The sequence below is a fragment of the Paenibacillus sp. JNUCC 34 genome (assembly GCF_058269055.1).
In genome coordinates this window covers 3,345,554-3,369,715 of record NZ_CM177770.1, presented here as the reverse complement: position 1 = coordinate 3,369,715, position 24,162 = coordinate 3,345,554, and the positions used below count along the sequence as shown (strand labels likewise).

Annotated in this window: 23 protein-coding genes; 18 read left to right on the top strand and 5 right to left on the bottom strand. The window is 45.2% G+C overall.

Going from position 1 to position 24,162, the window contains the following annotated elements; genetic code table 11:
- Positions 1–31: 31 nt before the first annotated feature.
- The 7 genes from AC2TF5_RS15790 (at position 32) to AC2TF5_RS15760 (ending at position 6,072) form a co-directional block, all read left to right on the top strand.
- Positions 32–490, top strand: a complete 459-nt coding sequence (locus AC2TF5_RS15790) for an ABC transporter permease (protein ID WP_491298038.1) — start codon at positions 32–34, stop codon at positions 488–490.
- Between the two features lie 26 nt (positions 491–516).
- Complete coding sequence (locus AC2TF5_RS15785) at positions 517–912, top strand: hypothetical protein (protein ID WP_491298037.1); 396 nt, start codon at positions 517–519, stop codon at positions 910–912.
- A gap of 3 nt (positions 913–915) precedes the next feature.
- Positions 916–1,470 carry a hypothetical protein gene (locus tag AC2TF5_RS15780; protein ID WP_491298036.1) on the top strand — a complete coding sequence of 185 codons (555 nt, stop codon included), beginning with the start codon at positions 916–918 and terminating at the stop codon, positions 1,468–1,470.
- Positions 1,457–2,449 carry a hypothetical protein gene (locus tag AC2TF5_RS15775; protein WP_491298035.1) on the top strand — a complete coding sequence of 331 codons (993 nt, stop codon included), beginning with the start codon at positions 1,457–1,459 and terminating at the stop codon, positions 2,447–2,449. The genes AC2TF5_RS15780 and AC2TF5_RS15775 overlap by 14 nt, the downstream gene beginning before the upstream one ends.
- Positions 2,450–2,569: 120 nt before the next feature.
- The gene (locus tag AC2TF5_RS15770) at positions 2,570–4,120 is read left to right on the top strand and encodes an ABC-F family ATP-binding cassette domain-containing protein (RefSeq protein WP_491298034.1); all 1,551 of its coding nucleotides are present in this window, start codon (positions 2,570–2,572) and stop codon (positions 4,118–4,120) included.
- Between the two features lie 70 nt (positions 4,121–4,190).
- Positions 4,191–5,234, top strand: coding sequence for a ThiF family adenylyltransferase (locus AC2TF5_RS15765; protein WP_491298033.1), 1,044 nt, complete (start codon positions 4,191–4,193; stop codon positions 5,232–5,234).
- 145 nt (positions 5,235–5,379) lie between these two features.
- Positions 5,380–6,072: a response regulator transcription factor gene (locus AC2TF5_RS15760; RefSeq protein ID WP_491298031.1), complete on the top strand. Its 693-nt coding sequence runs from the start codon at positions 5,380–5,382 to the stop codon at positions 6,070–6,072.
- Between the two features lie 152 nt (positions 6,073–6,224).
- Here the strand turns inward: AC2TF5_RS15760 and AC2TF5_RS15755 are convergent, their stop codons facing one another.
- Positions 6,225–6,737: a C40 family peptidase gene (locus tag AC2TF5_RS15755; RefSeq protein ID WP_491298030.1), complete on the bottom strand. Its 513-nt coding sequence runs from the start codon at positions 6,735–6,737 to the stop codon at positions 6,225–6,227.
- 261 nt (positions 6,738–6,998) lie between these two features.
- On the bottom strand, positions 6,999–7,643 hold the full coding sequence (locus tag AC2TF5_RS15750; RefSeq protein ID WP_491298028.1) for a thiamine diphosphokinase: 645 nt from the start codon (positions 7,641–7,643) through the stop codon (positions 6,999–7,001).
- Between the two features lie 148 nt (positions 7,644–7,791).
- On the opposite strand from AC2TF5_RS15750, the gene AC2TF5_RS15745 reads away from it, so the two are divergent.
- Positions 7,792–8,256 carry a low molecular weight protein-tyrosine-phosphatase gene (locus tag AC2TF5_RS15745; RefSeq protein ID WP_491298027.1) on the top strand — a complete coding sequence of 155 codons (465 nt, stop codon included), beginning with the start codon at positions 7,792–7,794 and terminating at the stop codon, positions 8,254–8,256.
- 149 nt (positions 8,257–8,405) lie between these two features.
- Here AC2TF5_RS15745 and AC2TF5_RS15740 read toward each other — a convergent pair whose 3' ends face one another.
- Complete coding sequence (locus AC2TF5_RS15740; protein ID WP_491302906.1) at positions 8,406–9,137, bottom strand: alpha/beta hydrolase; 732 nt, start codon at positions 9,135–9,137, stop codon at positions 8,406–8,408.
- Positions 9,138–9,392: 255 nt separating this feature from the next.
- Here AC2TF5_RS15740 and pdhA point away from each other — a divergent pair, with 255 nt between their 5' ends.
- From pdhA to AC2TF5_RS15700, 8 genes are all read left to right on the top strand, one after another.
- Positions 9,393–10,460, top strand: a complete 1,068-nt coding sequence (gene pdhA, locus AC2TF5_RS15735) for a pyruvate dehydrogenase (acetyl-transferring) E1 component subunit alpha (RefSeq protein WP_491298026.1) — start codon at positions 9,393–9,395, stop codon at positions 10,458–10,460.
- Positions 10,461–10,616: 156 nt separating this feature from the next.
- Entirely contained in the window at positions 10,617–11,594 is a 978-nt protein-coding gene (locus AC2TF5_RS15730) for an alpha-ketoacid dehydrogenase subunit beta (protein ID WP_208914220.1), read from the top strand.
- 30 nt (positions 11,595–11,624) lie between these two features.
- Positions 11,625–12,914 carry a dihydrolipoamide acetyltransferase family protein gene (locus AC2TF5_RS15725; protein ID WP_491298025.1) on the top strand — a complete coding sequence of 430 codons (1,290 nt, stop codon included), beginning with the start codon at positions 11,625–11,627 and terminating at the stop codon, positions 12,912–12,914.
- A 3-nt stretch (positions 12,915–12,917) separates the two neighbouring features.
- The gene (gene lpdA, locus AC2TF5_RS15720) at positions 12,918–14,339 is read left to right on the top strand and encodes a dihydrolipoyl dehydrogenase (RefSeq protein WP_208914218.1); all 1,422 of its coding nucleotides are present in this window, start codon (positions 12,918–12,920) and stop codon (positions 14,337–14,339) included.
- A 193-nt stretch (positions 14,340–14,532) separates the two neighbouring features.
- A complete protein-coding gene (locus tag AC2TF5_RS15715) occupies positions 14,533–15,327 on the top strand; it encodes a thymidylate synthase (protein ID WP_491298024.1) in 795 nt (264 codons plus the stop codon).
- 51 nt (positions 15,328–15,378) lie between these two features.
- Positions 15,379–15,873: a dihydrofolate reductase gene (locus tag AC2TF5_RS15710; protein ID WP_491298023.1), complete on the top strand. Its 495-nt coding sequence runs from the start codon at positions 15,379–15,381 to the stop codon at positions 15,871–15,873.
- 319 nt (positions 15,874–16,192) lie between these two features.
- On the top strand, positions 16,193–17,680 hold the full coding sequence (locus tag AC2TF5_RS15705; protein ID WP_491298022.1) for a glutamate synthase subunit beta: 1,488 nt from the start codon (positions 16,193–16,195) through the stop codon (positions 17,678–17,680).
- 141 nt (positions 17,681–17,821) lie between these two features.
- Positions 17,822–20,134, top strand: coding sequence for a type IA DNA topoisomerase (locus AC2TF5_RS15700; protein WP_491298020.1), 2,313 nt, complete (start codon positions 17,822–17,824; stop codon positions 20,132–20,134).
- Between the two features lie 127 nt (positions 20,135–20,261).
- Here the strand turns inward: AC2TF5_RS15700 and AC2TF5_RS15695 are convergent, their stop codons facing one another.
- Both AC2TF5_RS15695 and AC2TF5_RS15690 read right to left on the bottom strand, forming a co-directional pair.
- Positions 20,262–21,008 (bottom strand): HAD family hydrolase, encoded by a 747-nt coding sequence (locus tag AC2TF5_RS15695; RefSeq protein ID WP_491298019.1) that lies wholly within the window; start codon positions 21,006–21,008, stop codon positions 20,262–20,264.
- Positions 21,009–21,089: 81 nt separating this feature from the next.
- Positions 21,090–22,010 (bottom strand): ArsR/SmtB family transcription factor, encoded by a 921-nt coding sequence (locus AC2TF5_RS15690; RefSeq protein ID WP_491298017.1) that lies wholly within the window; start codon positions 22,008–22,010, stop codon positions 21,090–21,092.
- A gap of 127 nt (positions 22,011–22,137) precedes the next feature.
- Between AC2TF5_RS15690 and AC2TF5_RS15685 the strand changes: the two genes are divergently transcribed.
- Together AC2TF5_RS15685 and AC2TF5_RS15680 are read left to right on the top strand one after the other, a co-directional pair.
- Complete coding sequence (locus AC2TF5_RS15685) at positions 22,138–23,313, top strand: MFS transporter (RefSeq protein WP_491298015.1); 1,176 nt, start codon at positions 22,138–22,140, stop codon at positions 23,311–23,313.
- An 83-nt stretch (positions 23,314–23,396) separates the two neighbouring features.
- A complete protein-coding gene (locus tag AC2TF5_RS15680; RefSeq protein ID WP_491298014.1) occupies positions 23,397–24,116 on the top strand; it encodes a phosphonate ABC transporter ATP-binding protein in 720 nt (239 codons plus the stop codon).
- Positions 24,117–24,162: the final 46 nt, after the last annotated feature.

Sequence of the window (24,162 nt, the reverse complement as noted above, 5' to 3'; positions counted from 1 at the left end):
TCTCCCATGAGGGACAAGGAGGATATTAATTATGAATAATGCTTCATCGGCTCTAAAAGTGGCAGCTGGTATTTTCCTGACGATTGCATTGATTACCATTGTAGTAATTTTGTTTATCTCTGCCCAGGAGGCAACCAAAACCGCACAAAATAATTTTTCGGACATTCAGACTGAGCTGTCTCAGGCAGCTTATACCGTGTATGACGGAACAACGATCAGCGGATCGCAAGTAACGAATGCACTCCGCAAGTACAAAGATAAGGATCAATTCGGCATTATGATTAAAACAGGTAAAAACCCTGGAGGACAATGGTACGGTAATGTCTTGAATACGGAAGGATCCGTGGAGCATCCAGAGTCCCGTCAAGGCGCTTTAGCACAAACTTTAAATGAAAAAAGTCCTGAGTATGTTAATCCTAGCGGTAAGTTTAAGGCAACGATTGTCAAGGACAACTCAAATGTGATTCGGGGAATTATTTTTGTTCAGTAAAGTGTTGATATTCAGGAGTTGATCAATTGAGAGAGCAAACAGTAACGATGATCGAAATGGCTGCGGCATTAGCTTTGTTCATGGGTGCTTGCTGGTTTTCCTTTCATATGCAATCTGAGATCGACGCAGGGTTAGAAGCAGCCAATCTAATGACTCAAGAACAAAGTTCGGCTATAACTACTTTAAAAATGCACAGCAGTGCGAATGACTTAACATTTTTGGGCAGCGAGGTGTTATTTATGCTGCAGGAGGTACAGCAGGGAAAGTATGAAATGTCTGTTGATGGCGTAATGTTCCCTCCAGGCTTGGATCTTGATTCCGTTAATCTATCAGTTATCGAGGCGGGTGCCAGATACCAGGCTAACTATTCGTACAGTACGTCTGGGACAATAAACAGCATTCAGCATATTAAGGTGAGGTAAAGGATGTCAAACTCGGTGTCCAAATGGTTTGCAGCTTTTTTGGCAGTCCTGCTGTTGTATATGGTACCGGCGGGAGAAAGCGCCAGAAGGCAGGATGATCTGTCCAGAATTGTTGTATATCAATCCGTGACCAAGTTCGTGGATAGTGTCCGGATGAAAGGGTATGTATCACCCCAAATGTATCAGGATTTTACTCGTGAGCTGGACGTAACGGGCAATCTGTATGAGATTGCGATGGAGCATCAGCATAAGAAGTACGATCCAGAGTATCGTGATCCGTCTGATCCTGAAACGTTTCTATATAGTTTTGCTGTCGTTTATGATGCTTATTACGAAGCGGAAATTTTAGGGCATTTATTTCCTGACACGGACTTGCCTTTAGATGATCGCAGTCGAATTTACAAGTTAACAGCGGGAGACTATTTCCAAGTGAAGGTTAGCAGTCAAAATCATACGCCTTCCATGGTGCTGTTCGATGCTCTAACAGGATCGAATTCAGGGAATGAGTCGGCTATTGCTTTTCCGTATGGAGGGATGGTTTTGAATGAGGATTACTGATTTGGCCATTCTGTTTACGGCTGTGTTCTTTCCTTTCTTTCTGCTGCTCAGCATGCACGCGGATAATATGGTAGATAGCGCTTTTGTTGAAATGAAATATTCGACGGGGCTACGGACGGCTATTCAGGATGGTGGGGAGATGTTGAACGTGAACGAGAGTCAGTCACAGGAAGCGGGATATGAATCATTCAAGCGGTTTCGTGCGGACAAGGAGAGGGCACTGGACACTTTTTCAAGAACAATGCATTTAAATTTTGGTATAGAGGAGGATCTCCAAGCCCAAGCGGCACTATGGTGGTATATCCCGGCTTTAGCCGTAGTGGATTATGACGGGTACTATATCTATGCCATGCAATCCTTTACAGGACCGGATGGAGTGGAATCTTTCCGTCATACTTGGAGCCCCAAAATTCCATATGCTTATTACGATGGTGAAGGCAACAGCATTCATTTCACATTGGACAATGAGGTGGAAGCGTACAATGGTTCCAGCAGACTATGGTATTCAGGATTGCAGTCTGAACTTGTGGGTAAGACAGGTATAGCACTTCTGGACAAGCAAGTGACTTTTGAAGAAATAAGGCGAACATCGATCGTACACGCAATTCAAGATAATCTGGCCTATTACATAGAGCGTCACAATGACTTGTCTGTAAAAAACGGTATTTCATATACCTTTTCATTGCCTGTTATCGCACAAGAAGAATGGGTCAACACGATTAACGATATCGGATTGATAGCTTTTGTCCAAGGTATACCTATTGGTGACCGATATTATAACAATTATGCTTTTGGTGGAGGCAGACTTGTTAAGACTCCGGTGTACTTCGGAAGTGTGGATTCAAGTACCGGTCTAAAATATTATTACAGAAATACGTGTTCATTTCCTTATGATGTGCAGGAAGCTTTCAGCAACCGGAAAGAGGCTGCTGCTGCGGGCTACAGGGAGAAAAACTGTGTTAACTCAGGTGTGATGTAAACCCCGAAAAGTTATGGTTTCGACTTGGACGCTTACTGTGATACAATAAACTCTTGATTGTGACAAAATCCCTATTTAACATGTAATGAGTTTATTATATAGACAGGAGTTACCGTAATTATGAGTCTATTGACTGTAGAGAACGTTTCCCACAATTTTGGAGACCGTACCTTGTTCAAGGATGTTTCATTCCGACTGCTTGCTGGTGAGCATGTGGGTCTTGTCGGTGCTAACGGTGTTGGTAAATCGACCTTAATGAATATATTGACTGGCCAGCTGCTGAAAGACAGCGGTAAGGTGGAGTGGACTCCAAAAGTGCGTTATGGATATTTGGATCAGCACACCAAGCTGATGCCGGGTAAAACGGTTCGGGATATTTTAAAGGATGCTTTTCTGCCCCTGCTGGAACTGGAACAAGAAATGATGACGATTACGGACAAAATGGGCGATGCTTCTCCTGAAGAGCTTGAAGTGTTGCTTGAACAGATGGGAGAAATCCAGGAACAACTGGAAATCGGCGATTTCTATTTGATCGATGTTAAGGTCGAAGAAATGGCTAACGGTTTAGGATTGTCTGTAATCGGTCTTGACCGGGATGTAGCCACGCTGAGTGGAGGTCAACGGACGAAGGTTCTGCTGGCCAAGCTGCTTCTCGAAAAGCCGACCGTTCTGTTGCTGGATGAGCCGACAAACTACTTGGACGTTGAGCATATTGATTGGCTTACGCAATATTTGAAGCAGTATCCATATGCATTTATGCTCATCTCGCATGATACGGAATTTATGAATCAGGTGGTAGACATTATTTATCATCTAGAATTTGCGAAATTAACACGTTATACAGCGAACTATGAGAAATTCCTTGAGATGGCTGATATTAATAAGAATCAGCATATCGATGCATATGAGAAGCAGCAGGAGTTCATCAAGAAACAAGAGGACTTCATTCAGCGGAACAAGGCGCGCTACTCGACATCCGGTCGGGCGAAGAGCCGTGAGAAACAGTTGGATCGACTGGAACGTATTGACCGTCCCGAAGAAGCTGCAAAGCCCATATTCAATTTTAAAGAAGCACGTGCAAGCGGTAAAACAGTATTTGAAGGCATTGATTTTGAAATCGGGTATGACCGTCCGCTGCTGCCTAAGATGTCTATTACAATCGAACGCGGAGAGAAAATTGCGATCGTGGGCTGCAACGGTGTCGGTAAATCTACTCTTCTCAAGACCATTCTGGGGAAAATACAGCCATACAGCGGCAAAACATATCAAGGTGACTTTTTGTTCCCGTCATACTTCGAACAGGAAGTGCGAGCTGGCAATCTGACACCAATTGATGATGTATGGAACGAATACTCGCATCTGAACCAACACGAGGTTCGCGCTCATCTGGCACGCTGTGGCCTGAAGAATGAACATATTACCCGCCCGCTGAAAGCGTTGAGCGGCGGTGAGCAAGCGAAAGTGCGCTTATGTAAGCTGTTAATGCGTGAGAGCAACTGGATTCTGTTTGACGAACCAACAAATCACTTGGATGTTGTTGCTAAGGAAGAACTGAAGAGAGCGCTCAAAGAATTCAAAGGCACCGTACTGCTCGTATCCCACGAACCTGACTTCTATGAAGACTGGGTAACGAAGATCTGGAATGTGGAAGATTGGTCACATCAATCCTGATTATACTTGAATGCCACTCCGCCCGGAGTGGCTTTTTTCAAAATATAGGTTGTTATGAGAGGAGAGAGGCTTGAACGTGAAAGAACATAGCCGGGAAAGCCGTTATTCCAGGCAAGAACGTTTTGCTCCCTTTGGAGTTGAGGGTCAGGCGAAGCTTGGAAGCAGTCACGTACTTATCGTTGGGGCTGGCGCCCTCGGAAGTGCAGTTGCGGAAACTTTGGTGCGGGCCGGTGTCGGCTGGATTACGATCGCAGATCGTGATTATGTGGAGTGGAGCAATTTACAGAGGCAGCAGCTGTTTACAGAGCAGGACGCGGAGAGTCATCTCCCTAAAGCGGAAGCCGCAAGGTTGCGTTTGAAGTCCATTAATTCAGAGGTGAAAATCGAAGCTCATGTTATGGATGTCCGTGCCGAAGAGTTAGAAGAGCTGGCTCGTGATTGTGATCTGATCATGGATGCAACCGATAATTTTGATACCCGGCTTATCATCAATGATATTTCTCAGAAGCAAAATACGCCTTGGATATACGGAGGGTGCGTAGGAAGCGCCGGCATGACGTATACCTTTCTTCCGGGACACACACCTTGTCTATATTGCCTGCTTGGTACGGTACCACTAGGCGGAGATACGTGTGATACAATTGGTATTCTCCCACAGGCTGTGCAGATGGTCGCGGCTCATCAGAGTATGGAGGCGATGAAGTTTCTCGCTGGTCATCGTGACACACTCCGTATGAATCTTCTCTCTTTTGATCTGTGGCGGAATGAATCCTTTGAAATGAAGCTAGATCAAGCTCGGAAGAGTGATTGTCCATCTTGTGGTACACATCCGGTATACCCCTTTTTATCTTCTGTCAACAGTACAAAAAGTGAAGTGCTTTGTGGACGGGATACCGTCCAGATCAGGCCAGCACGTAAAATGGAGCTTGATCTCAAGCTGTTGGCTGATCGCTTATCCGGATTGTCTGAAGGAAGGACATCACTCAATCCGTATATGGTTATCTTTCAAATGAGGCGCTGCCGGATCGTGGTTTTTGCTGACGGAAGAGCTCTAATACATGGCACATCTGATCTGATGGAGGCGAAAAGCTTGTACCACCGTTACTTGGGCTGAGACCTCATATTTTGAATCAATTTCATCCATTTCCCTTGCTCGGGAATGGATGTTTTATTTTTGAGGCAACCTAAAGGCCAGATGTGATCAAGCTTATGTAAAGTAAAGGATTGTTAACCTTAGCAGTGAAAGAGGGGGAAACCCTTTGAACGGACAGATCTTGATAGCGATGAACGATGGTGAGGAAGCGATCAGGATAACAAACAAATTGCAATCCGCTGGATATACAGTCCATTTGGCAGATCATCTCTCACAGGCTATAACCCTTATGGAGCAAGGGGAGTTTGATATGCTCATGATGGACAGCTGTTTATCGGGAATGCATGAATTTGATTTTATACGCAGAATGCAGAATGGAAAGCACCGGATACCGATTATTGTGCTGGGTCATAACGGATCTAATGAAGCGGCAGTTTGCCTAGAAGCTGGGGCCAATGATTACATTTCCAGCCAGGTGGACGAGCGTGAATTGTTAGCCAGAGTCAGCAATCTTCTAATTTTATTTAATTACGGAAATCAACACCGGAATGAGAAGATTGAGATTGGAGATCTGCTGATAGACCCTCAAAGCAGGCAGGTAAGCCGGGAAGAGTCTGCAATCGACTTGACCCAGCGTGAATATGAACTTCTTTTATATTTGACTCGAAGAGTGAATGAGGTCTGTTCAAGGGAAGAAATTTTAAGTCATGTATGGGATTATGATTTTAATACGGGTACAAATGTGGTGGATGTATATATCCTTCATTTACGTGAAAAGCTTGATAAAGGACGAAAATGGAAGCTGATCCGGACGATTAGGGGAGCAGGGTATATGCTTAAAGCGCCAGAGAGCGAATAATGTGGTTGAAGGTCGTTATGCACGGTCACACTGTGCGCTTGCGAGTTACGCATAATACGAATAATGAAGCAAAAGACCGCCCTCCGTAAAATAGGAAGGCGGTCTCTTACTTCAAATATATGAATGTTGCATTATTGATAACGAAGAAACAACTACAGTACGCGACGAGCTTTCAGATATGTCTTCTTCCAAGTGCCTGAGTTGAGGTCGGAAATGGTCACACCTGGTTTGCCGTACGTGTGAAGAATTTTACCGTTACCAGCGTATACAGCTACGTGAGTTACATTTTTACCATTAGCACGGCTACCACTAGAGAAGAATACGAGATCACCTGGTTTCAGGTTCGCTTTGGATACCGCTACACCTTGTGTCGCTTGTGCTGCTGACGTACGCGGTAGATTCACGCCGTATTTTTTAAAGATATGTTTCATGAAAGAGGAGCAATCAAATACTTTAGTAGTGCTTGTAGAAGCTCCAAATTTATATGGTGTTCCCATGTAGTTTTTACCGAAGTTCACGACTTGTTGGCCCTTTGTTGTGGCGTAAGAGGTGGAAGCCGCTGCTTCTACTTGAGATGCAGGAGAAACTGCCAAGAGCGTTCCCATTCCCATTGCTGCGCTTATGCTGACGATTGCGGCCTTCTTAATCCAAGTCTGTTTATTCATGTTGTATATTACCTCCAGATAATTGTTGTTTGTCTTTCGATGAACCGAGTATAACAGATTTGAAACCTACCGAAATTTTGGATAAAATCGTGAAAGCTATGGGAGACAAGGAATGAAAGCGAATTATTAAAAAACGATTAAAAGTTACAAAAGATTAATAACTTGAGATGATTTTAACGATAAAAAAGCCACAAACCCTTGCTGATAAAGGGTTTGTGGCTTGTCATAATTGTATTATTGAAAATGACAAAAAAGTAACATTTACTCGTCTTTGCTCTGTATAATCAAGAGCAATCCACCTTCTATCTTAACTGTACCCCGGCTTGCAGATAGACGGTTACTAATACCCAGAGACTGTCCGATTTTCAAAGTTGCATTATGGAGAGGATACTGGAAGCCTTCAAGGTCAATTCCGGTTACTTCCGGTGTGAGAGGTAGAAGAGACACATAAGTAAATCCTCGGTCTTGGACATCGCAAGTTGACCCGGTCAACGTAATGTAGTTGTGGTCGTCCAGCATGGAACAATGAACTTGATGCTGAACCCCGCGAAGCAGCATATGTATGTTGGCAAGAGTGTGATCCATACGCGTCCCCGTACCGCCCAGCAGCAAGATTTCTGTCGGTGCAAGTTCTAGAGCAACATCAAAGGCCAGCTCGGTGTCCGTTAAATTCTTATCTATTGGATCACATTGGACGATTCTTTCACTCATGGAAGTGACGGTATGAAGCTGATCCGTTGTAATAGAATCGAAGTCACCTACTGAAACATGCGGCTTTATGCCGTTCTCTATAAGAAAAAGAGCCCCCCGATCAGCTCCGATTATGTAATCATTTTTCTGAATTACTTCTAATAAATGCGTTGAAAGATTACCGCCGGTAAAGATCAAAATGCGCCTCACTTCCATAATATTTCCTCCTTTTGTCCGAAGTTGTCATTTTATATCAGTATAGATCAGTTTTTGTGCTTGCACAATTTCAGTCCTCGCGGATAAAATGAGAGGAGCAAAATGATGAACATCTCTGTATTTGTATCGTGAAAGGAATGAATGCAAAATGATCACTGTCTTGTTTGTTTGTCTTGGAAATATATGCCGTTCTCCAATGGCTGAAGCTGTAATGAGACATAAGATTGAACAAAAAGGATTGAATGATAAAATAACTGTGGATTCAGCAGGAACGGGTGATTGGCATATCGGAAAGGCTCCACATGAAGGAACCCGCAAGCTGCTAGACAGCTGGCGTATCAGCTACGAAGGAATGCTCGCGAGACAAGTGGAGAGTCGTGACTTTGCCGATTTTGACTACATGGTAGCGATGGATGATTCCAATGTCGCCAATCTCCGTAAACTGCCTGGCGGAGAAGATTCAGAAATACTCAAATTTATGGATCTTTTACCGGATGAAAAGCTGCGTGAGGTACCAGATCCATACTTCACGGGAAACTTTGAAGAGGTATATCGGTTAATTGATGCAGGTTGTGATGTGCTGCTGGACAGAATCATCAAAGAAACGTTATAATCAACTCGGACAAGCGGATGATCGTTACCGCTTTTCGTTTTAAGAATGATGTAAGCGCATGCAGAATTGCCGGGTGAAGAAAAAAGATGAACAAAGCACATTCCATGAAAAATGCGCGATTGTTCATCTTTTTTTGCAGGTGAATGAAGTTAAGAATGTAAGAAATACATAAGAGCGGCAGGGAGCTCTTTCTGCCAGAAGCCCCATAAATGGCGTCCATCTTTTTCTTCATAATGTACTGTGGCGCCTCGCTCTTCTAGGAGCTTCTTAGTCGAACGGTTCAGTTCCACAAAATTATATACCCCAGTATCTGTTGTATAGCTGTCCTCCTGCAGTCCGACAATCATGAAGATGTTCATCCAGAACAAGTCTGTTTCCAGCGCGATAATATGCTGGGATTGCTCGTAGAAGGCACCGGACAAGCTAATGATTCTTGTAAACAGTTCGGGATAACGGAGGGCCAGATGGACTGAAACACTGCCGCCTAATGAATCTCCGGCCAGAATACGTTCGGATGAATCTCGCCGTACAGGATATTTTTTCTCGATAAAGGGAATAATTTCTTCGGCGAAGCAGGCGAGGTAAGCCTCGAAACGGTTGCCAAAAGAAGCATATTCTTCTGTACGGACCTTCGTGTTCACCTCAACGCCAACGATGATAAAAGGTTCAACACCTTCTTCTAGTATAAGTTGGTTGGCCCAGGTGGCAATTCGTCCGAAGTTGAAAAATTCTTCACCGTCCTGACAATAAACGACGGGGTAGCTGAGAATTTCGTTATATCCGGGAGGGAGATAGATACGCAGTGTGCGATTCTCCTTTAAATGTTGGCTAGGTATTTCTTCTTTAACAATAGTTCGCTTCAATAAACGTTCATCTGTCATCATTGGTCACCTTTCGATGGTTAATTTTTGAAAAGCCGCTAACAATAAGTTAAGATTAAGCTGTTGCTTAAAAAGATACTGCTGTTCTGTTAGGTTTGTCACACTGTTATACAACTATTCGAATCCTGTTATACATACAAAAACAAAGAATTATTAAATTTATTAGGTATTTCTTTGACGAATGCAGTAAAACAGGTGTATAATAATTCTATAACAGCGGAACTTGATATTCAAATATTTATTGAGGTGAAGAAAATGACCAAGGTTCCTTACGAAGTATATACCGAGGAAGTCGAAACTCTATCCGTACTATCCCCGGATGGCGAGATCGTTAACAAAGATCTTTTGCCGAAGCTAACAGATGATCAATTGAAAGAAATTATGTATCGCATGGTATTTACCCGTACTTGGGACGATCGTGCCGTTAACCTCGGCCGTCAAGGACGTCTCGGTTTTTATGCGCCGGTATCCGGTCAAGAAGCGACTATGGTCGGCAGTGAATTTGCTCTAGAGAAAGAAGATTTTGTTTGCCCAGGTTACCGTGACATGCCACAAATCGTTTGGCACGGTCTTCCACTTTATCAGGCATTCTTGTATTCCCGTGGTCATCAACACGGCGGTGAAATTCCTGAGGGCGTTAATGTATTGATGCCTCAAATCATCATCGGTGCACAAATTTTGCACGCGATGGGAATTGCAATGGCTTATAAGCTGAAAAAACAAAAGCATGTTGTTATTACCTACACAGGTGACGGTGGATCGTCCGAAGGTGACTTCTATGAAGGTTTGAACTACGCTGGCGTATACAAACTGCCTGTTATTTTCTTTGTACAAAACAATGGTTATGCCATTACAACTCCGTTCTCGAAACAAACAGCTGCTCTTTCCATCGCTCACAAAGCAATTGCAGCAGGTATCAAGGGTGTGAAAATCGATGGAATGGACGTGCTGGCTGTTATTAAAGCCGTTCAGGATGCTGCTGAACGCGGACGTAATGGAGAGGGTGCAACTCTGATTGAAGCCGTAACTTACCGTTTCCGTCCACACTCCTTGTCTGACGACGCTACCAAGTACCGTTCTAAAGAAGAAGAAGGTCAATGGAACGAGAAAGATCCGATTGCTCGTTTTGCGAAATACCTTGAGAAAAAAGGTCTTTGGACAGATGAAGATACAGCTCGCGTAAAAGACGAAGCGAAAGCTAAAGTCAACGAGCAAATTAAGAAAGCTGAGCAAACTGAAAAAATGACCGTTTCCGGTCTGATTGACAGCATGTTCGAGCAAACACCTAAACATCTTGAAGAGCAAAAAGCCGATTTCAAATAAAATCGGTTCCTTTTGCCGCGGTATGATTCTGTTCTTAGCCTAAAGGCAAAGACGGAATTTTCTGCGGGACTTGTTCGATGAAGGTTGCTTTAGATAAACGATACGGTTAATTGCCAAGCATATGTGATCTGTAATGTCTAAGGAGGAAATGAAGCAATGGCACAAATGAACATGAAAGAAGCGATTCGCGACGCAATGCGCGTTGAATTGAACCGTGATCCAAACGTCGTCATCTTCGGTGAAGACGTAGGTAATGTTGGCGGTGTCTTCCGGGTAACTGAAGGCCTGCAAAAAGAATTCGGGGAAGAGCGCGTATTCGATACACCGCTGGCCGAATCCGCTATCGGAGGTATGGCTGTGGGTCTTGGTATTCAAGGCTTTCGCCCGATTGCTGAAATTCAATTTATTGGATTTATTTTTGAAGCTATTGACCAAATGGTAGTTCAGGCTGCACGTATGCGTTTCCGTTCTGGCGGACGCTATAATTCTCCAATCGTATTCCGTACCCCTTTTGGCGGTGGTGTAAAAGCAGCTGAGCTGCATACGGACTCATTGGAAGGTTTGTTGGCTCAAAGTCCGGGTATTAAAGTCGTAGTTCCATCTAATCCATACGATGCAAAAGGATTGCTTATTTCTGCAATTCGCGATAATGATCCAGTCTTCTTTATGGAGCATCTGAACTTGTACCATGCATTCCGTGCTGAAGTACCGGAAGGCGAATACACTATTGAGCTCGGTAAAGCAAACGTTGTTCGTGAAGGAACTGACGTTACAATTATCGCTTACGGTTTGATGGTTCATACGGCAACCAAAGCAGCAGATGAACTTGAGAAAAACGGCATTAAAGCTGAGGTTATCGACCTCCGTACAATAGCGCCAATTGATATTGACACGCTTGTTGAATCTGTCAAGAAAACTAACCGCGCTATCGTGGTTCAGGAAGCGCAAAAATCTGCTGGCGTAGCTGCTGAGGTTATTGCACAGATTAACGAGAAGGCTATTTTGCATCTGGAAGCACCTGTGCTTCGTGTTGCAGCACCTGATACGGTTTATGCTTTCGCGCAGATCGAGGACGCTTGGTTGCCGACTCCTGCTCGTATCGTAGAAGCAGTTAATAAAGTGATGAAATTCTAATTGCAGTAAATATTTAGGGAGGTTTTACAGTTGGCAAAATTTGAATATCGTTTTCCAGAGCTGGGCGAAGGTTTGCATGAAGGTGAAATCATCAAAATGCATATCAAGCCAGGCGACAAAGTAACAGACGACGACATCATCATGGAAGTACAAAACGACAAGGCTGTCGTAGAAGTTCCTTGTCCCGTTAACGGTACGGTTCAAGAAGTTTTTGCCAAAGACGGCCAAGTATGCCGCGTAGGTGAAGTTGTTGCTATCATCGATGCTGAAGGTGACATCCCTGAACAGGAAAGCCATGCTGAAGAGCAGTCCGCTCAAGAAGCTGATGCAGCAAAAGGTAGCGCGGACACTCAATCTTCTCCTGCAGCAAATGCACCAGCAGAAGCACCGGCAGCGCCTAGCAGAGATGTTCTGGCTACACCAAGCGTGCGCAAATTTGCTCGTGAGCAAGGCGTAGACATTGCACAGGTACAAGGCAGCGGAAACAACGGCAAGATCACTCGTGAAGATGTGGAAGCATTCAAAAATGGTGGAGGCCAGGTTGCAGCTCCTGCAGCTCAAGAGTCTGCTGAAACTAAAGCAGCTCCGGCAGCAGCCGCAGCAGCAGTGGATCCACGTGCTGAAGAAGAGCGCGTACCGTTCAAAGGTATCCGTAAAGCGATCTCTAATGCGATGGTTAAATCGGCTTACACCGCTCCTCACGTTACGATCATGGACGAAGTGGACGTTACTGAGTTGGTTGCATTCCGTACTCGCATGAAGCCAATCGCTGAGAAAAAAGGCACTAAAGTAACATATCTTCCATTCATCGTTAAAGCACTCGTTGCGGCTTGCCGTCAATTCCCTGCTTTGAACGCGATGATTGATGAAGAAGCTAACGAAATTGTGTACAAAAAGTACTACAACATCGGTATTGCTACAGATACAGACAACGGTCTGATCGTTCCGGTTATTAAGGATGCCGATCGTAAGAGCATTTGGATGATTGCTGACAGCATCCGTGACCTTGCAGTACGTGGACGTGACGGTAAACTGAGTGCCAACGAAATGAGAGGCAGCACGATCTCCATCTCGAATATTGGTTCTGCTGGCGGTATGTTCTTTACTCCAATCATCAACTTCCCTGAAGTTGCAATTCTGGGTACAGGCCGTATTTCCGAGAAGGCGGTCGTTAAGAATGGAGAAATCGTAGCAGCACCAGTAATGGCACTGTCCTTGAGCTTTGACCACCGTATTATTGATGGAGCAACAGCTCAAAACTTTATGAATTACATTAAACAGCTGCTCGCTAACCCTGAGCTGCTCGTTATGGAGGTGTAACATATGGTAGTGGGAGATGCTTCTCTTGATATCGATACATTAGTCATTGGTGCAGGTCCTGGTGGATATGTGGCGGCGATTCGTGCCGCCCAGCTGGGTCAACAAGTTCTGATTGTAGACAAATCCGAAGTCGGCGGCGTTTGCTTGAACCGTGGATGTATTCCTTCCAAGGCTTTGATCTCTGCTGCGCATTCTTTTGAGTCTGCTAAACATGCGAGCGCATTTGGTGTTAACGTAGGCGACGTAACCGTTGATTTTGCGAAAACCCAAGAGTTCAAAAACGGCGTAGTTAAAAAATTGACTGGCGGCGTAGGCGCTTTGCTGAAAGGCAACAAAGTTGAAATTTTCAACGGCGAATGCATGTTCATTAACGAGAATGAAGCTCGTGTATTCAACGAGCATGAATCCCCTCGTTACCGTTTCAAGAACTGTATCATTGCGACGGGTTCCCGTCCGATTGAACTGAAAGCTTTCCCATTTGGCGGACGTATTCTGTCCTCGACGGAAGCTTTGGAACTTCAAGAACTGCCTAAGAGCCTCGTAGTTATTGGCGGCGGTTATATCGGCGCTGAGCTTGGTCAAATGTTCTCGAAATTCGGAACTCAAGTAACCATCATTGAAGGTATGGATTCCATTCTGAATGGCTTCGATCCTGATATGACGAAACTAGTTGCGAAAAACATGCAGAAGTCCGGTGTTGAAATTGTAACGAACGCGAAAGCGGAAAGTGCGGAGCAAACCGATAAAGACGTAACTGTGAAATATTCTGTTAACGGTGAAAGCAAAGAAATCACTGCTGACTACCTGCTTGTAACGGTTGGCCGTCGTCCTAACACCGATGGCGAGCTTGGTCTTGACCTGATCAACGTTGAAATGACCGATCGCGGTCTGGTTAAAGTTGACCATCAGGGACGTACGAACCATCCGCATATCTTTGCGATTGGTGACATCGTTCCAGGTCCTGCTCTGGCTCACAAAGCATCTTACGAAGCTAAGGTTGCTGCTGAAGCGATTTCTGGTCTTCCTTCCGTAGTTGATTATAAAGTAGTTCCTGCGGTAGCCTTTACGGATCCGGAGTGCTCCAGTGTAGGTATGACTGAAGCTCAAGCGAAAGAACAAGGCTACAAGGCTAAATCCGCTAAGTTCCCATTCGCAGGCAACGGCCGTGCATTGTCACTGAACAGCCCTGATGGTTTCGTGAAAATCGTGGCTGATGAAGAAACGGGTCTTGTACTGGGTGCTCACATTGCTGGTATCGAAGCTTCTAACCTGATTGCCGAAATCGGTCTTGCGATCGAAATGGGTGCAACACTGGAAGATATCGCTTTGACCATCCATGCTCACCCAACACTTGGTGAAATCGTGGCTGAAGGTGCCGAGCTCGTTCTTGGTCATCCGATCCATGTCATGGCACCTCGTAAATAGTTTGATTATTTATAGCTGACCTGCATGGTCATTACAAGAGGCTGTTCCCCCTTGGTCTGATAAGATCGGGAGGAGCAGCTTCTTTTTTTTGGTGGTGTACGATTGTGTTATGTCACTTTTTTTCAATGCTAGTCGTATTAGGGTATGGTAAACTTATAGCTGATTAATAGAAATAATGAAGGTGGGTAATTCCGTGAAAAATTACTTGGAACTGCTACAAGATATTCTAGACCATGGAGTTGAAAAAGAAGATAGAACCGGTACTGGAACAACGTCCGTCTTTGGACGCCAGCTGCGGTTTGACCTATCCAAGGGATTTCCTCTCGTGACAACCAAACGGATACACTTGAAATCAGTTGTGCATGAACTGCTCTGGTTTCTGAGTGGAGAAACAAACATACGCTACTTAAAAGAAAACGGAGTACGGATCTGGGATGAGTGGGCAGATGAGAATGGGGATTTAGGTCCAGTTTACGGCTCACAGTGGCGTTCCTGGGAGACTCCGGACGGTCGGTATATTGATCAAATAGCCAACGTAATCGATTCGATTAAGAACAATCCGGATTCACGTCGTCACATCGTTAGTGCATGGAATGTAGCCGAAATTGATAATATGAAGCTTCCGCCATGCCACTTTGTGTTCCAATTTTATGTTGCGGGCGGTAAGCTGTCATGTATGCTTACCATGCGCTCTGTAGACTCTTTCCTCGGTCTGCCGTTCAATATTGCCAGCTATGCTCTTCTGACGCATATGGTGGCACAGCAGTGCGGTCTTATGCCTGGTGAATTCATCTGGTCCGGCGGAGATGTTCATATTTACTCTAACCATATGGAACAAGTGAAAACACAATTGGAGCGTGAACCTTATTCTCTTCCAACGCTTGTGATCAAGAGAAAACCGGACAGCATTTTTGATTACACTTTTGATGACTTCGAGTTTAAAGATTATGAGCACCATCCAACGATAAAAGCCACGGTTGCAGTCTAAGCAAGACTGAAATCGTTTGAGATCACAATACGTATGGAAGGGGCTGATTGAATGAGTATTTCTATGATATGGGCCATGGGAAAAGATCAGGTTATTGGGCATCAGGGAACAATGCCTTGGCGTCTACCTCGGGATATGGCGTTTTTCAGGGAAATGACCTTAAACAAAACGATATTGATGGGGCGTAAGACGTGGGAATCCTTCGGCGGAAAACCACTGCCCAAGCGGCTCAATGTAGTTCTTACACGTGATCAGGAATTTACATTAAAACCTGAAGAAGGAATCGTTATACATGACATTGATGAAGGTATGAAATTTGCCCAAGAGAGTGAATTAATGGTCATTGGAGGATCACAAATTTATGAGCAGATGCTCCCATCGGCTGATAAGCTATATGTAACTTTTATCGATGAAGACTTTGAAGGCGACACTTTTTTTCCGGAAGTGAATTGGGAGGAATGGACAGTCGCCCGAGAAATACCTGGGATTACGGACGAAAAGAATCCATATTCCTACCGGTTTGTTATATACGAGCGTAAAAGATAAGCTTCACTTTATCGGCATCCGTTGGAAGTTATTGCTGGGTTTTTCTTAGTAGGATAATACAAATGATTGTGCATATAATCCATTTAACAAGGGAAATGACAAATGCTACGATGTTTTTACATTGTAGATGACATAATGCGCGGAATCGCTGTAGACAAGCGGTGATAAAAGTTTTTCTTAATCTGAATAGAAAAAATAAATCAGGTTAATGACCATTTACGGCACCTTGTTTCGTTAGAATGTGGATGATTTATGATATGATGAAAAGTACAATCTTACTTGTTACTCAGCATGAAGAGAACGGATGGGGGAAAGCAGTATGTCAACACCAACAGGATTTATGGAATATAAGCGTCAGCTTCCGGTCGATCGGGACCCGGCTGAGCGTGTTAAAGATTGGGAAGAATTTCATATGTATTTGGCAGAGGAAGAGCTTCAGACCCAGGGAGCACGCTGCATGGACTGCGGAACTCCATATTGTCATACCGGTATAGATATGATCGGCGGTACTTCGGGCTGTCCAGTACACAATCTGATTCCAGAATGGAACAACCTTGTATATCGGGGGTTATGGAGAGACGCGTTGGAGCGTCTGCATAAAACGAATAACTTTCCTGAGTTTACCGGGCGTGTGTGTCCTGCACCGTGTGAAGGATCTTGTACAGTAGGCCTGATCGGCCAACCGGTCACGATCAAGAGTATTGAGCAAGCGATTATTGACAAAGGCTTTGAAGAAGGTTGGGTTGTTCCTGAGCCTCCTGCGAATCGGACGGGTCGCCGGGTCGCTGTTGTTGGTTCCGGCCCTGCGGGACTTGCCACAGCAGCGCAGCTGAACAAAGCGGGTCATTACGTTACGGTGTACGAGCGTGCTGACCGGATTGGTGGTTTGCTTACTTACGGAATTCCTTCTATGAAACTCGACAAGGGCGTGGTTCAACGCCGTGTTGATTTACTGGCGGCCGAGGGCATTGAGTTTATTGTGAATACCGAGATAGGCAAAGATATTTCGGCTAAGCAGCTTGTTGATGATTATGATGCGGTCGTGTTGTGTGGAGGATCCACAAAACCTCGTGAGTTTAATATCGAAGGCAGCGAACTGAAGGGCGTACATTACGCTATGGATTACCTGAACGGAACGATCAAGAGTTACCTCGACTCCGGTCTTGAAGATGGAAAATACCTTTCCGCTCACAATAAAGACGTTATTGTCATTGGCGGCGGGGATACGGGCTCGGACTGTGTAGCCACCGCATTGCGGCATGGATGTACCAGCATTACCCAATTCGGTACGCATAAAAAGGCACCACTTGAACGAGATCTGATTGCAAATCCATGGCCGCAGTTCCCGAATGTGTATACGCTAGATTATGCTCATGAGGAAGCGAAAGCACTATTCGGACAGGACCCTCGGGAATTTTCTATCATGACCACGAAGTTTGTTGGTGATGAAGAAGGAAACCTGAAAGAGCTGCACACGATACAGATTGAGCGGATTGTAGACGAAACAGGCCGTAAAGTGTACCAGCCTATTCCAGGTACAGAACAAGTATTTCCGGCACAGCTCGCTTTGATTGCTATCGGATTTGATGGTCCTGAGCAGACTCTTTTAGAGCAGCTCGGTCTTGAGAGTGACCGTCGTAGTAATGTTAAAGCAGCTTATGGTAAATATACTACCAATGTAGATAAAGTGTTTGCAGCCGGTGATATGCGCCGTGGTCAAAGCCTAGTGGTGTGGGCAATTAACGAAGGCAGGGAAGCAGCAAGGGAAGTAGATAAGTATCTGATGGGCTCTACCGTTTTAGTTTAAACTAGACTCATCCTATGTTATAATTGAATATCATTGTTTAAGGGGACTTCGCCTAAGCGGAGTCCTTTTTGGAGTCCATCCGGAAAACAAGCAACTTATATGGTTATTTCGTTCTTGGACGAATCGGGGAGGAGAGGTTACGTGAAGACGCTGGTCATTGCCGAAAAGCCGGACATGGGGCGAAATATCGCTGCGGTGATCGAACCTCGGGCCAAAAATAACCGGTCCTACTTAGAAGGAGAGCAGTACATTATTACTTGGGCGATAGGTCATCTGGTCGGCCTTGCGGAGCCGGATGCTTACGATCCGAAATACAAGCGCTGGAACATTCGGGATCTGCCCATCATACCGGAACAATTCCGAATTGTACCGAATCCGAAGACCAAGGATCAGCTCAAAGTTATTGGAGATCTTGCCAAGCGCTGCGATCATATTGTGAATGCCTGCGATGCGGGGAGAGAAGGACAGTACATTTTTGCGCTAATCCAACAGCAACTGGGGCTTCATCAGCCGGTGAAAAGGCTCTGGATATCAGATTTGACAGCCGAGAGCATCAAGCAGGGGTTCGCCCAATTGAAGGATGGCTCTGAATTTGAATCCTTAACGCTCGCGGCAAGGGCCCGCAGTGAAGCAGACTGGCTGATCGGAATGAATGCATCAAGGGCATTTACGACACGTCATCAGACGCTGTTGTCGGTTGGCCGTGTCCAGACACCTGTGCTTGCTCTGATCTATGACCGCCAGAAAGAAATAGAGGCGTTTGAGTCGCAAACCTTTTATGATGTTAAAGCTACATTCCGCCAGGATTCACTGGAATATGTTGGGACCTGGCAGGGTGACCGATTGACATCGCAGGAACGATCGGATGCAATCGCGTCCAAAGTGAAAGGGAAGAACGGCACTATTTCGAAGTATGAGGTTAAGGAGACGAAGGAGCATCCGTTTAAACTTTACGACTTGACATTGCTTCAGCGTGAAGCCAATGCCAAGTATGGTTATTCCGCCAAAAAAACATTGGATCTCGCACAAGGATTATATGAACGACATAAAGTTATTTCTTATCCGCGTACGAATTCTAACTATGTAAACGAGCAGAACATCGAAGGGATGCATAAGGCACTAAACATGCTCAAATCCACACCATACGGTCCTATGGTGCAAGGAGCGGACCCGAATCGTGTTCATAAAAACAATAAATCCGTATGTAATCCTGAGCGTGTTGAAGATCACCATGCCATTTTGCCGACATTGAAACGGCCTGGAACTCTCAGTAAGGAAGAACAGAATATTTATGATCTGATCATTATCCGTTTCCTCTCCCATTTCTATCCGCCAGCTATGTACAAGCAGCACACCGTGCTTACAGAAGTGGAAGGGGAGACGTTCAAGACCAATATTAAAGAGCTTCTGTCACTGGGATGGAAAGTGTTGATTCAGCAGGACAAGGACAAGGACAAGGAGCGAAAGTCCTCAAAGTCGAAAAAAGGTAAGGATGATGAGGAGGAAGAATCTCAGGAGTGGAATGACCGTTCATTCGACGTTCTAGCGGACAAGCCCGTCGTGTGCTTGAAGAGTGAAGTAAAGGAAAAGGCGACTCAGCCACCAAAAAGTTACACGGAAGGTACTTTGCTAAAAGCGATGGAGAGTGCCGGCAAGAGTATGGAGAATGAAGAGCTACGTGACGCGATGAAGGACAGTGGCCTCGGTACTCCGGCTACACGAGCGGCAACGATCGAAAGACTGAAGAAGGTCGGCTATATCACGATGCAGGGCAAAAGGATTACTGTGACGCAAAAAGGAAGAACGGCAGTTGAGTTGATCCGTCATGCAGGTGTTGAACTGCTGGCTTCTCCCGAAATGACCGGACAATGGGAGCGGCGATTGCATCAAATATCGAAAGGTGAAGCTTCTGCAGACGTATTTATGAAAAACGTGCAGAAGTTTACTGTTTCCATTATTGACAAGGTATCAACCCAGCGTCCTGCACCTCCATCGATGTTCGGTGACAGTGAAGATAGCAAAGGGAAGGGTAACCCAAGCTCCAAGCGTAGTCGTGCAACTTCAGAGATGGGTAAGTCAGCCTCTGCATCAGCAAGAAGTATGAGAGAGCCAAAATCAAACGAAGAGCCTGGTGCGAGTCAGGCAGCGTCCTCTGGTGTGCGTGTTCCTCTCGGGGATTGTCCTACTGCAGGCTGTGGTGGACAAATTATCGAAGGTCGTAAAGGCTATGGATGCTCCCATTTCAAAAGTGGTTGTAAATTCGTGATTTGGAAAGAATTCGCGGGTAAAAACATCTCACATGCTATGCTAAAATCTCTTCTTACTAACGGAAAGACCCAGCTACTAACGTTTAAAGACAAGAGCGGGGGATCTTTTAAAGCTCGAATTGCACTAAATGAATCTGGCAGCGGTCAATTAACCGTCCAGCGTGAGAGCACCGGTGCAGCAACTTGATTGATGCATTCTCACTAGCAGGGCAGGTCATGGAGTCATTCCATGACCTGCTTTTTTAGGGTGTTTCACAAACAAAAAAAGGCTGCCTCTGCCATAGACTATGGTCAGGGGCAACCTCTATTATTTCTTAGGGATTGGTTACAGTATTATCGGCAATAATCTCCGGAACTTCAGTCAAGGCCGATACGGTGTAAAGAACATTATGCGGCTCATGCTTCAATTCCACCAGATTGTAGTGCCATTCGCGCTGCTGCTTGATATAGATGCTATTTATCCCAGCTGTTAGAGCTGGAACAACGTCTGTTCTTAACGAGTTACCTATCATCCAGGTTAAAGAGCGGTTGAATTGTCCGGAAGAAAGGATTTCTTCCAGCGCTTTCACATTTTTGTGCTGACGGATGTAGATTCTGTCTTCGAAGAAGTCAGCAAGTTTCATCTGTTCAATCTTACGTTTCTGAATTCGGGTCTCACCACCTGTGTATAAGTACAGTCGATGCCCCTCATTCTGCAACGTATCCAGCGTTTCCACCATGCCGGGATAGGCTTCAACCTCCTGATCGTAGACACTCAGGCCGAGCTTGAACAGCTCTTCTTCTTCACGTAGTACAGGCGTTTTATGATGAAGCTTACAGAAGAATTGGTAAGTGTCGATCAAAGATTGTGGAAAGTTGGCGCTCGCAAATCCAAGCTTGTCTACTCCGGCAACATCGATTTCCATCTGTTTGGTTCTAATTTGTTCGGTTGTCACGCCATACTCCTGAAACCAGGTTGTCATCAGCTCGAAAAATTCGCCAAGAATCAAGTCAAAATATTTGTTGCAATGAATCAATGTGTCATCCATATCAAATATGATATGCTGTCCATCTTTGCTCATTTTTCGCACTCCTTTATCCACTTGCTTCTATGTATAGTGTCTATCTATTAATAACTTTGTAACCAAGAAAGGTTTGCGTCATCAAGATAATCTGAGGTACGACTCAAAAAACATTTGAAGCTCTGCTGCCCCGTCAGGACGAAGGCTGAAGCGTTCAGTCTGATCACCAGCATTCACATGCGAACGGAGCAGACCCGCTGCCCTTAGTATTAGCAGATGATGCATAAGTGTATCGTAGGGATGATTCAAATTTGTTGCTATGTCGTTTACCGTTTTGGGTTCATTCGCCACATAACGAAGTAATCTTAGGCGTTCCGGGTCAGCCAGCGCCTCTGTCATTCTTAGCAGTACAACCGGTGGATCATCCTCATTTTCTTCGGGAATGTCAACAGGATACTGAATCAGAAGAATGTTGTCGTAAAAACAATAGGTATTGATCGGCCGGAAATGAACACCGGGAAAGAGCAGGATGGAATCCACGGGTATATCGTCCAGTATGACACCGCCAGTGGCATATTCAATAAGCCCTTCAGGTTCCATCTTGAGAAGGAGTACTGATTTTTCCTGAGCATCTTCACAAATCAAAGGTTCTAACTCGGGTTCTATGTCCGCAAAATAATATTCGTACCACAAGCGGAGCAGCGGCGGGTAGTCTGTCTTAACACGTACAAGATGCTCCATGGTAAGTGACGGCATGTAAGGTAGTAATCGGGGATATAGATCATCCGGCGCAGTATTCCCGATCCAGTCGACAAAAGAAGTAATATCCGTATCCTGTTCACGCAAAATGGCTATAGCATAGAGAACATCATAATCTAAAAAAGGCCAGCTGTATGCCTTGCCGAGTTCCGTACGGATCTCTTGAGGGAGACGGGTATCCATATCCGTAATTAATTGTGTGCCGATATCTAGATTGTCGGTCCATTTTCTCGTTACATAGATCATAAAACTGCCTAGCAACTCGAAAACCACAGAAACGTCTATGCTTACTTTGTACTTCATGAAACCAGTACCCTCCCGAAATAATGACATTGTTTTTATTATGGCTTGTATGGATCAGGGTTGTCCACTATAATGTTCACTTGGCAATTTATTTGTTGTTCATCATTAAGAGGGGGATTATACAATCGTGTCAGACACAGTTCAGGCCCGTCAAGGGAGAATTCATTATTTTATATTAATTTCGGTCATTGTAGCGGCAGGACTCAGCCAAGGTTTGCTGCTGCCTGTGCTCGCAATATTTTTGGAGCGAATGGGGGTCTCTTCGTCTGTAAACGGACTGAACGCAGCCGCTCTATATGCCGGCTCCTTCGCCATGACGCTTGTAGCGGAAAGAGTGCTTGGTTGGGTAGGCTTCAAGAAGCTTATCATCGCCGGTCTGGTTCTAGTTATGCTCTCTTTACTTGCGTTCCCATTGTTTCCGAGTGTGGCTTTGTGGTTTGTGCTCCGGATCATGGTTGGTGTCGGGGATAGCGCACTTCATTATGCAGCACAATTATGGGTACTTATGATGTCCACGCCGCAGAACCGCGGTCGCAGCATATCATTTTACGGCATGTCCTATGGGCTCGGCTTCAGTATAGGGCCGCTGGGAATAATACTGTTGAAATACGGGGAAGCTGTTCCCTTTATCATACTCGCCATATTGTTTCTGTTTGTACTGCTTGTGGTGATCTTCAAGCTGCCTAATGTGAAACCGGAGCGGCAGTCGTCCAGCGAGACCTTTGCGTCTGGTCGGTACAGAAGAAGCTATCAATTAGCGTGGTATGCGCTCATGCCCGCATTTTTATACGGATATATGGAAGCCGGGATTAACAGCAATTTCCCGGTGTACGGTCTACGTAGTGGATTCACAATTGAACAAATATCGTCATTGCTACCGTTTATCGGAATTGGAGGACTTATTCTGCAGCTTCCGCTTGGTATTTGGAGTGACCGGTTCGGCCGCAAAAGGGTGTTGACGGTGGCCGGAATTCTGGGGGGAATCTGTTTTATACTTATTCCCGTTGCAGGGACAAGTTACTGGCCGGTGCTCATCTTACTCACATTGGCTGGAGGTCTTGTTGGTTCCTTCTTCTCACTTGGGCTCGCCTATGCGGCTGATATCCTCCCGAGAGCTTTGCTGCCTGCTGCAAACGTTGTTGCATCCTTTCATTTTAATATAGGAAGCATTGTGGGACCGAATATCGGTGGCTCATTGATTGAAACTGGTTGGAATGCAGGCATGTTTATTCTCCTTGGCGGTATATATATTATATTTGCCTGTACGAGTTTGTTCTTTAAACAGAAGACAATTCGGGAATGAGAACATTTGTTCTCATGGCAATTGCTTTCGCTTTCTTCTAAACTAGAGTATAGGAAAAGACACTCGACGGGAGAGAGACGAACATGATAAAAGTGGATCGCCTGATAAAGAGAGTAAACACTGAGAAGAACCCGGTATTGAACGACATTAGCTTTCAAATGGAAAAGGGTGAAATGATCGGACTCATCGGTGGGAGCGGGAGCGGAAAAAGTCTGCTGATGAGCTGTTTGGCCCTCCGTGAAAAATGGGACGGCGGACGTTTTTTGATTGAAGGGGAGGACATGCTTAAACCCGGCGGAAAGAGAAAAGTACGCCGTGAATGGGCTTATCTAGAACAGAATCCGACACTGAATATGAACCGGAAAGCGCTCAAAAACGTCCTCATTGGCCAATCCAGTCAAACTCCATTGTGGCGTATGGCCACTGGAATGGTGCGTTCCGACGATTATATGGGTGCGATGGATACCATTGAACACCTCGGATTACTGGATAAAGCGCATCGCAAAGCCAGTGAGTTAAGCGGCGGCGAACGGCAACGTATTGCGATAGCCAGAGCGCTAGTTCATGGTGCGAAGGTTATATTAGCGGACGAGCCGGTGATGGGCTTGGATCCAAAGTCAGCCGAGAACGTGCTGCAAACTCTGAAAAGTCTGTGCGAGGAAGAAAGGCTGACTGTTATCACAGTCATTCCGCTTGAACTCGCGGAACGGTATTGTTCCCGTATCATGGGGCTGGCAGGTGGACAAATTGTGGTTGATGTTACTGGACGACGATTGACGCACGGGGAAAAGAGCAGAATATAACAGAGTTACACTAGCCTATAAGGCGATTGAAATAGAAAGAGTTGAT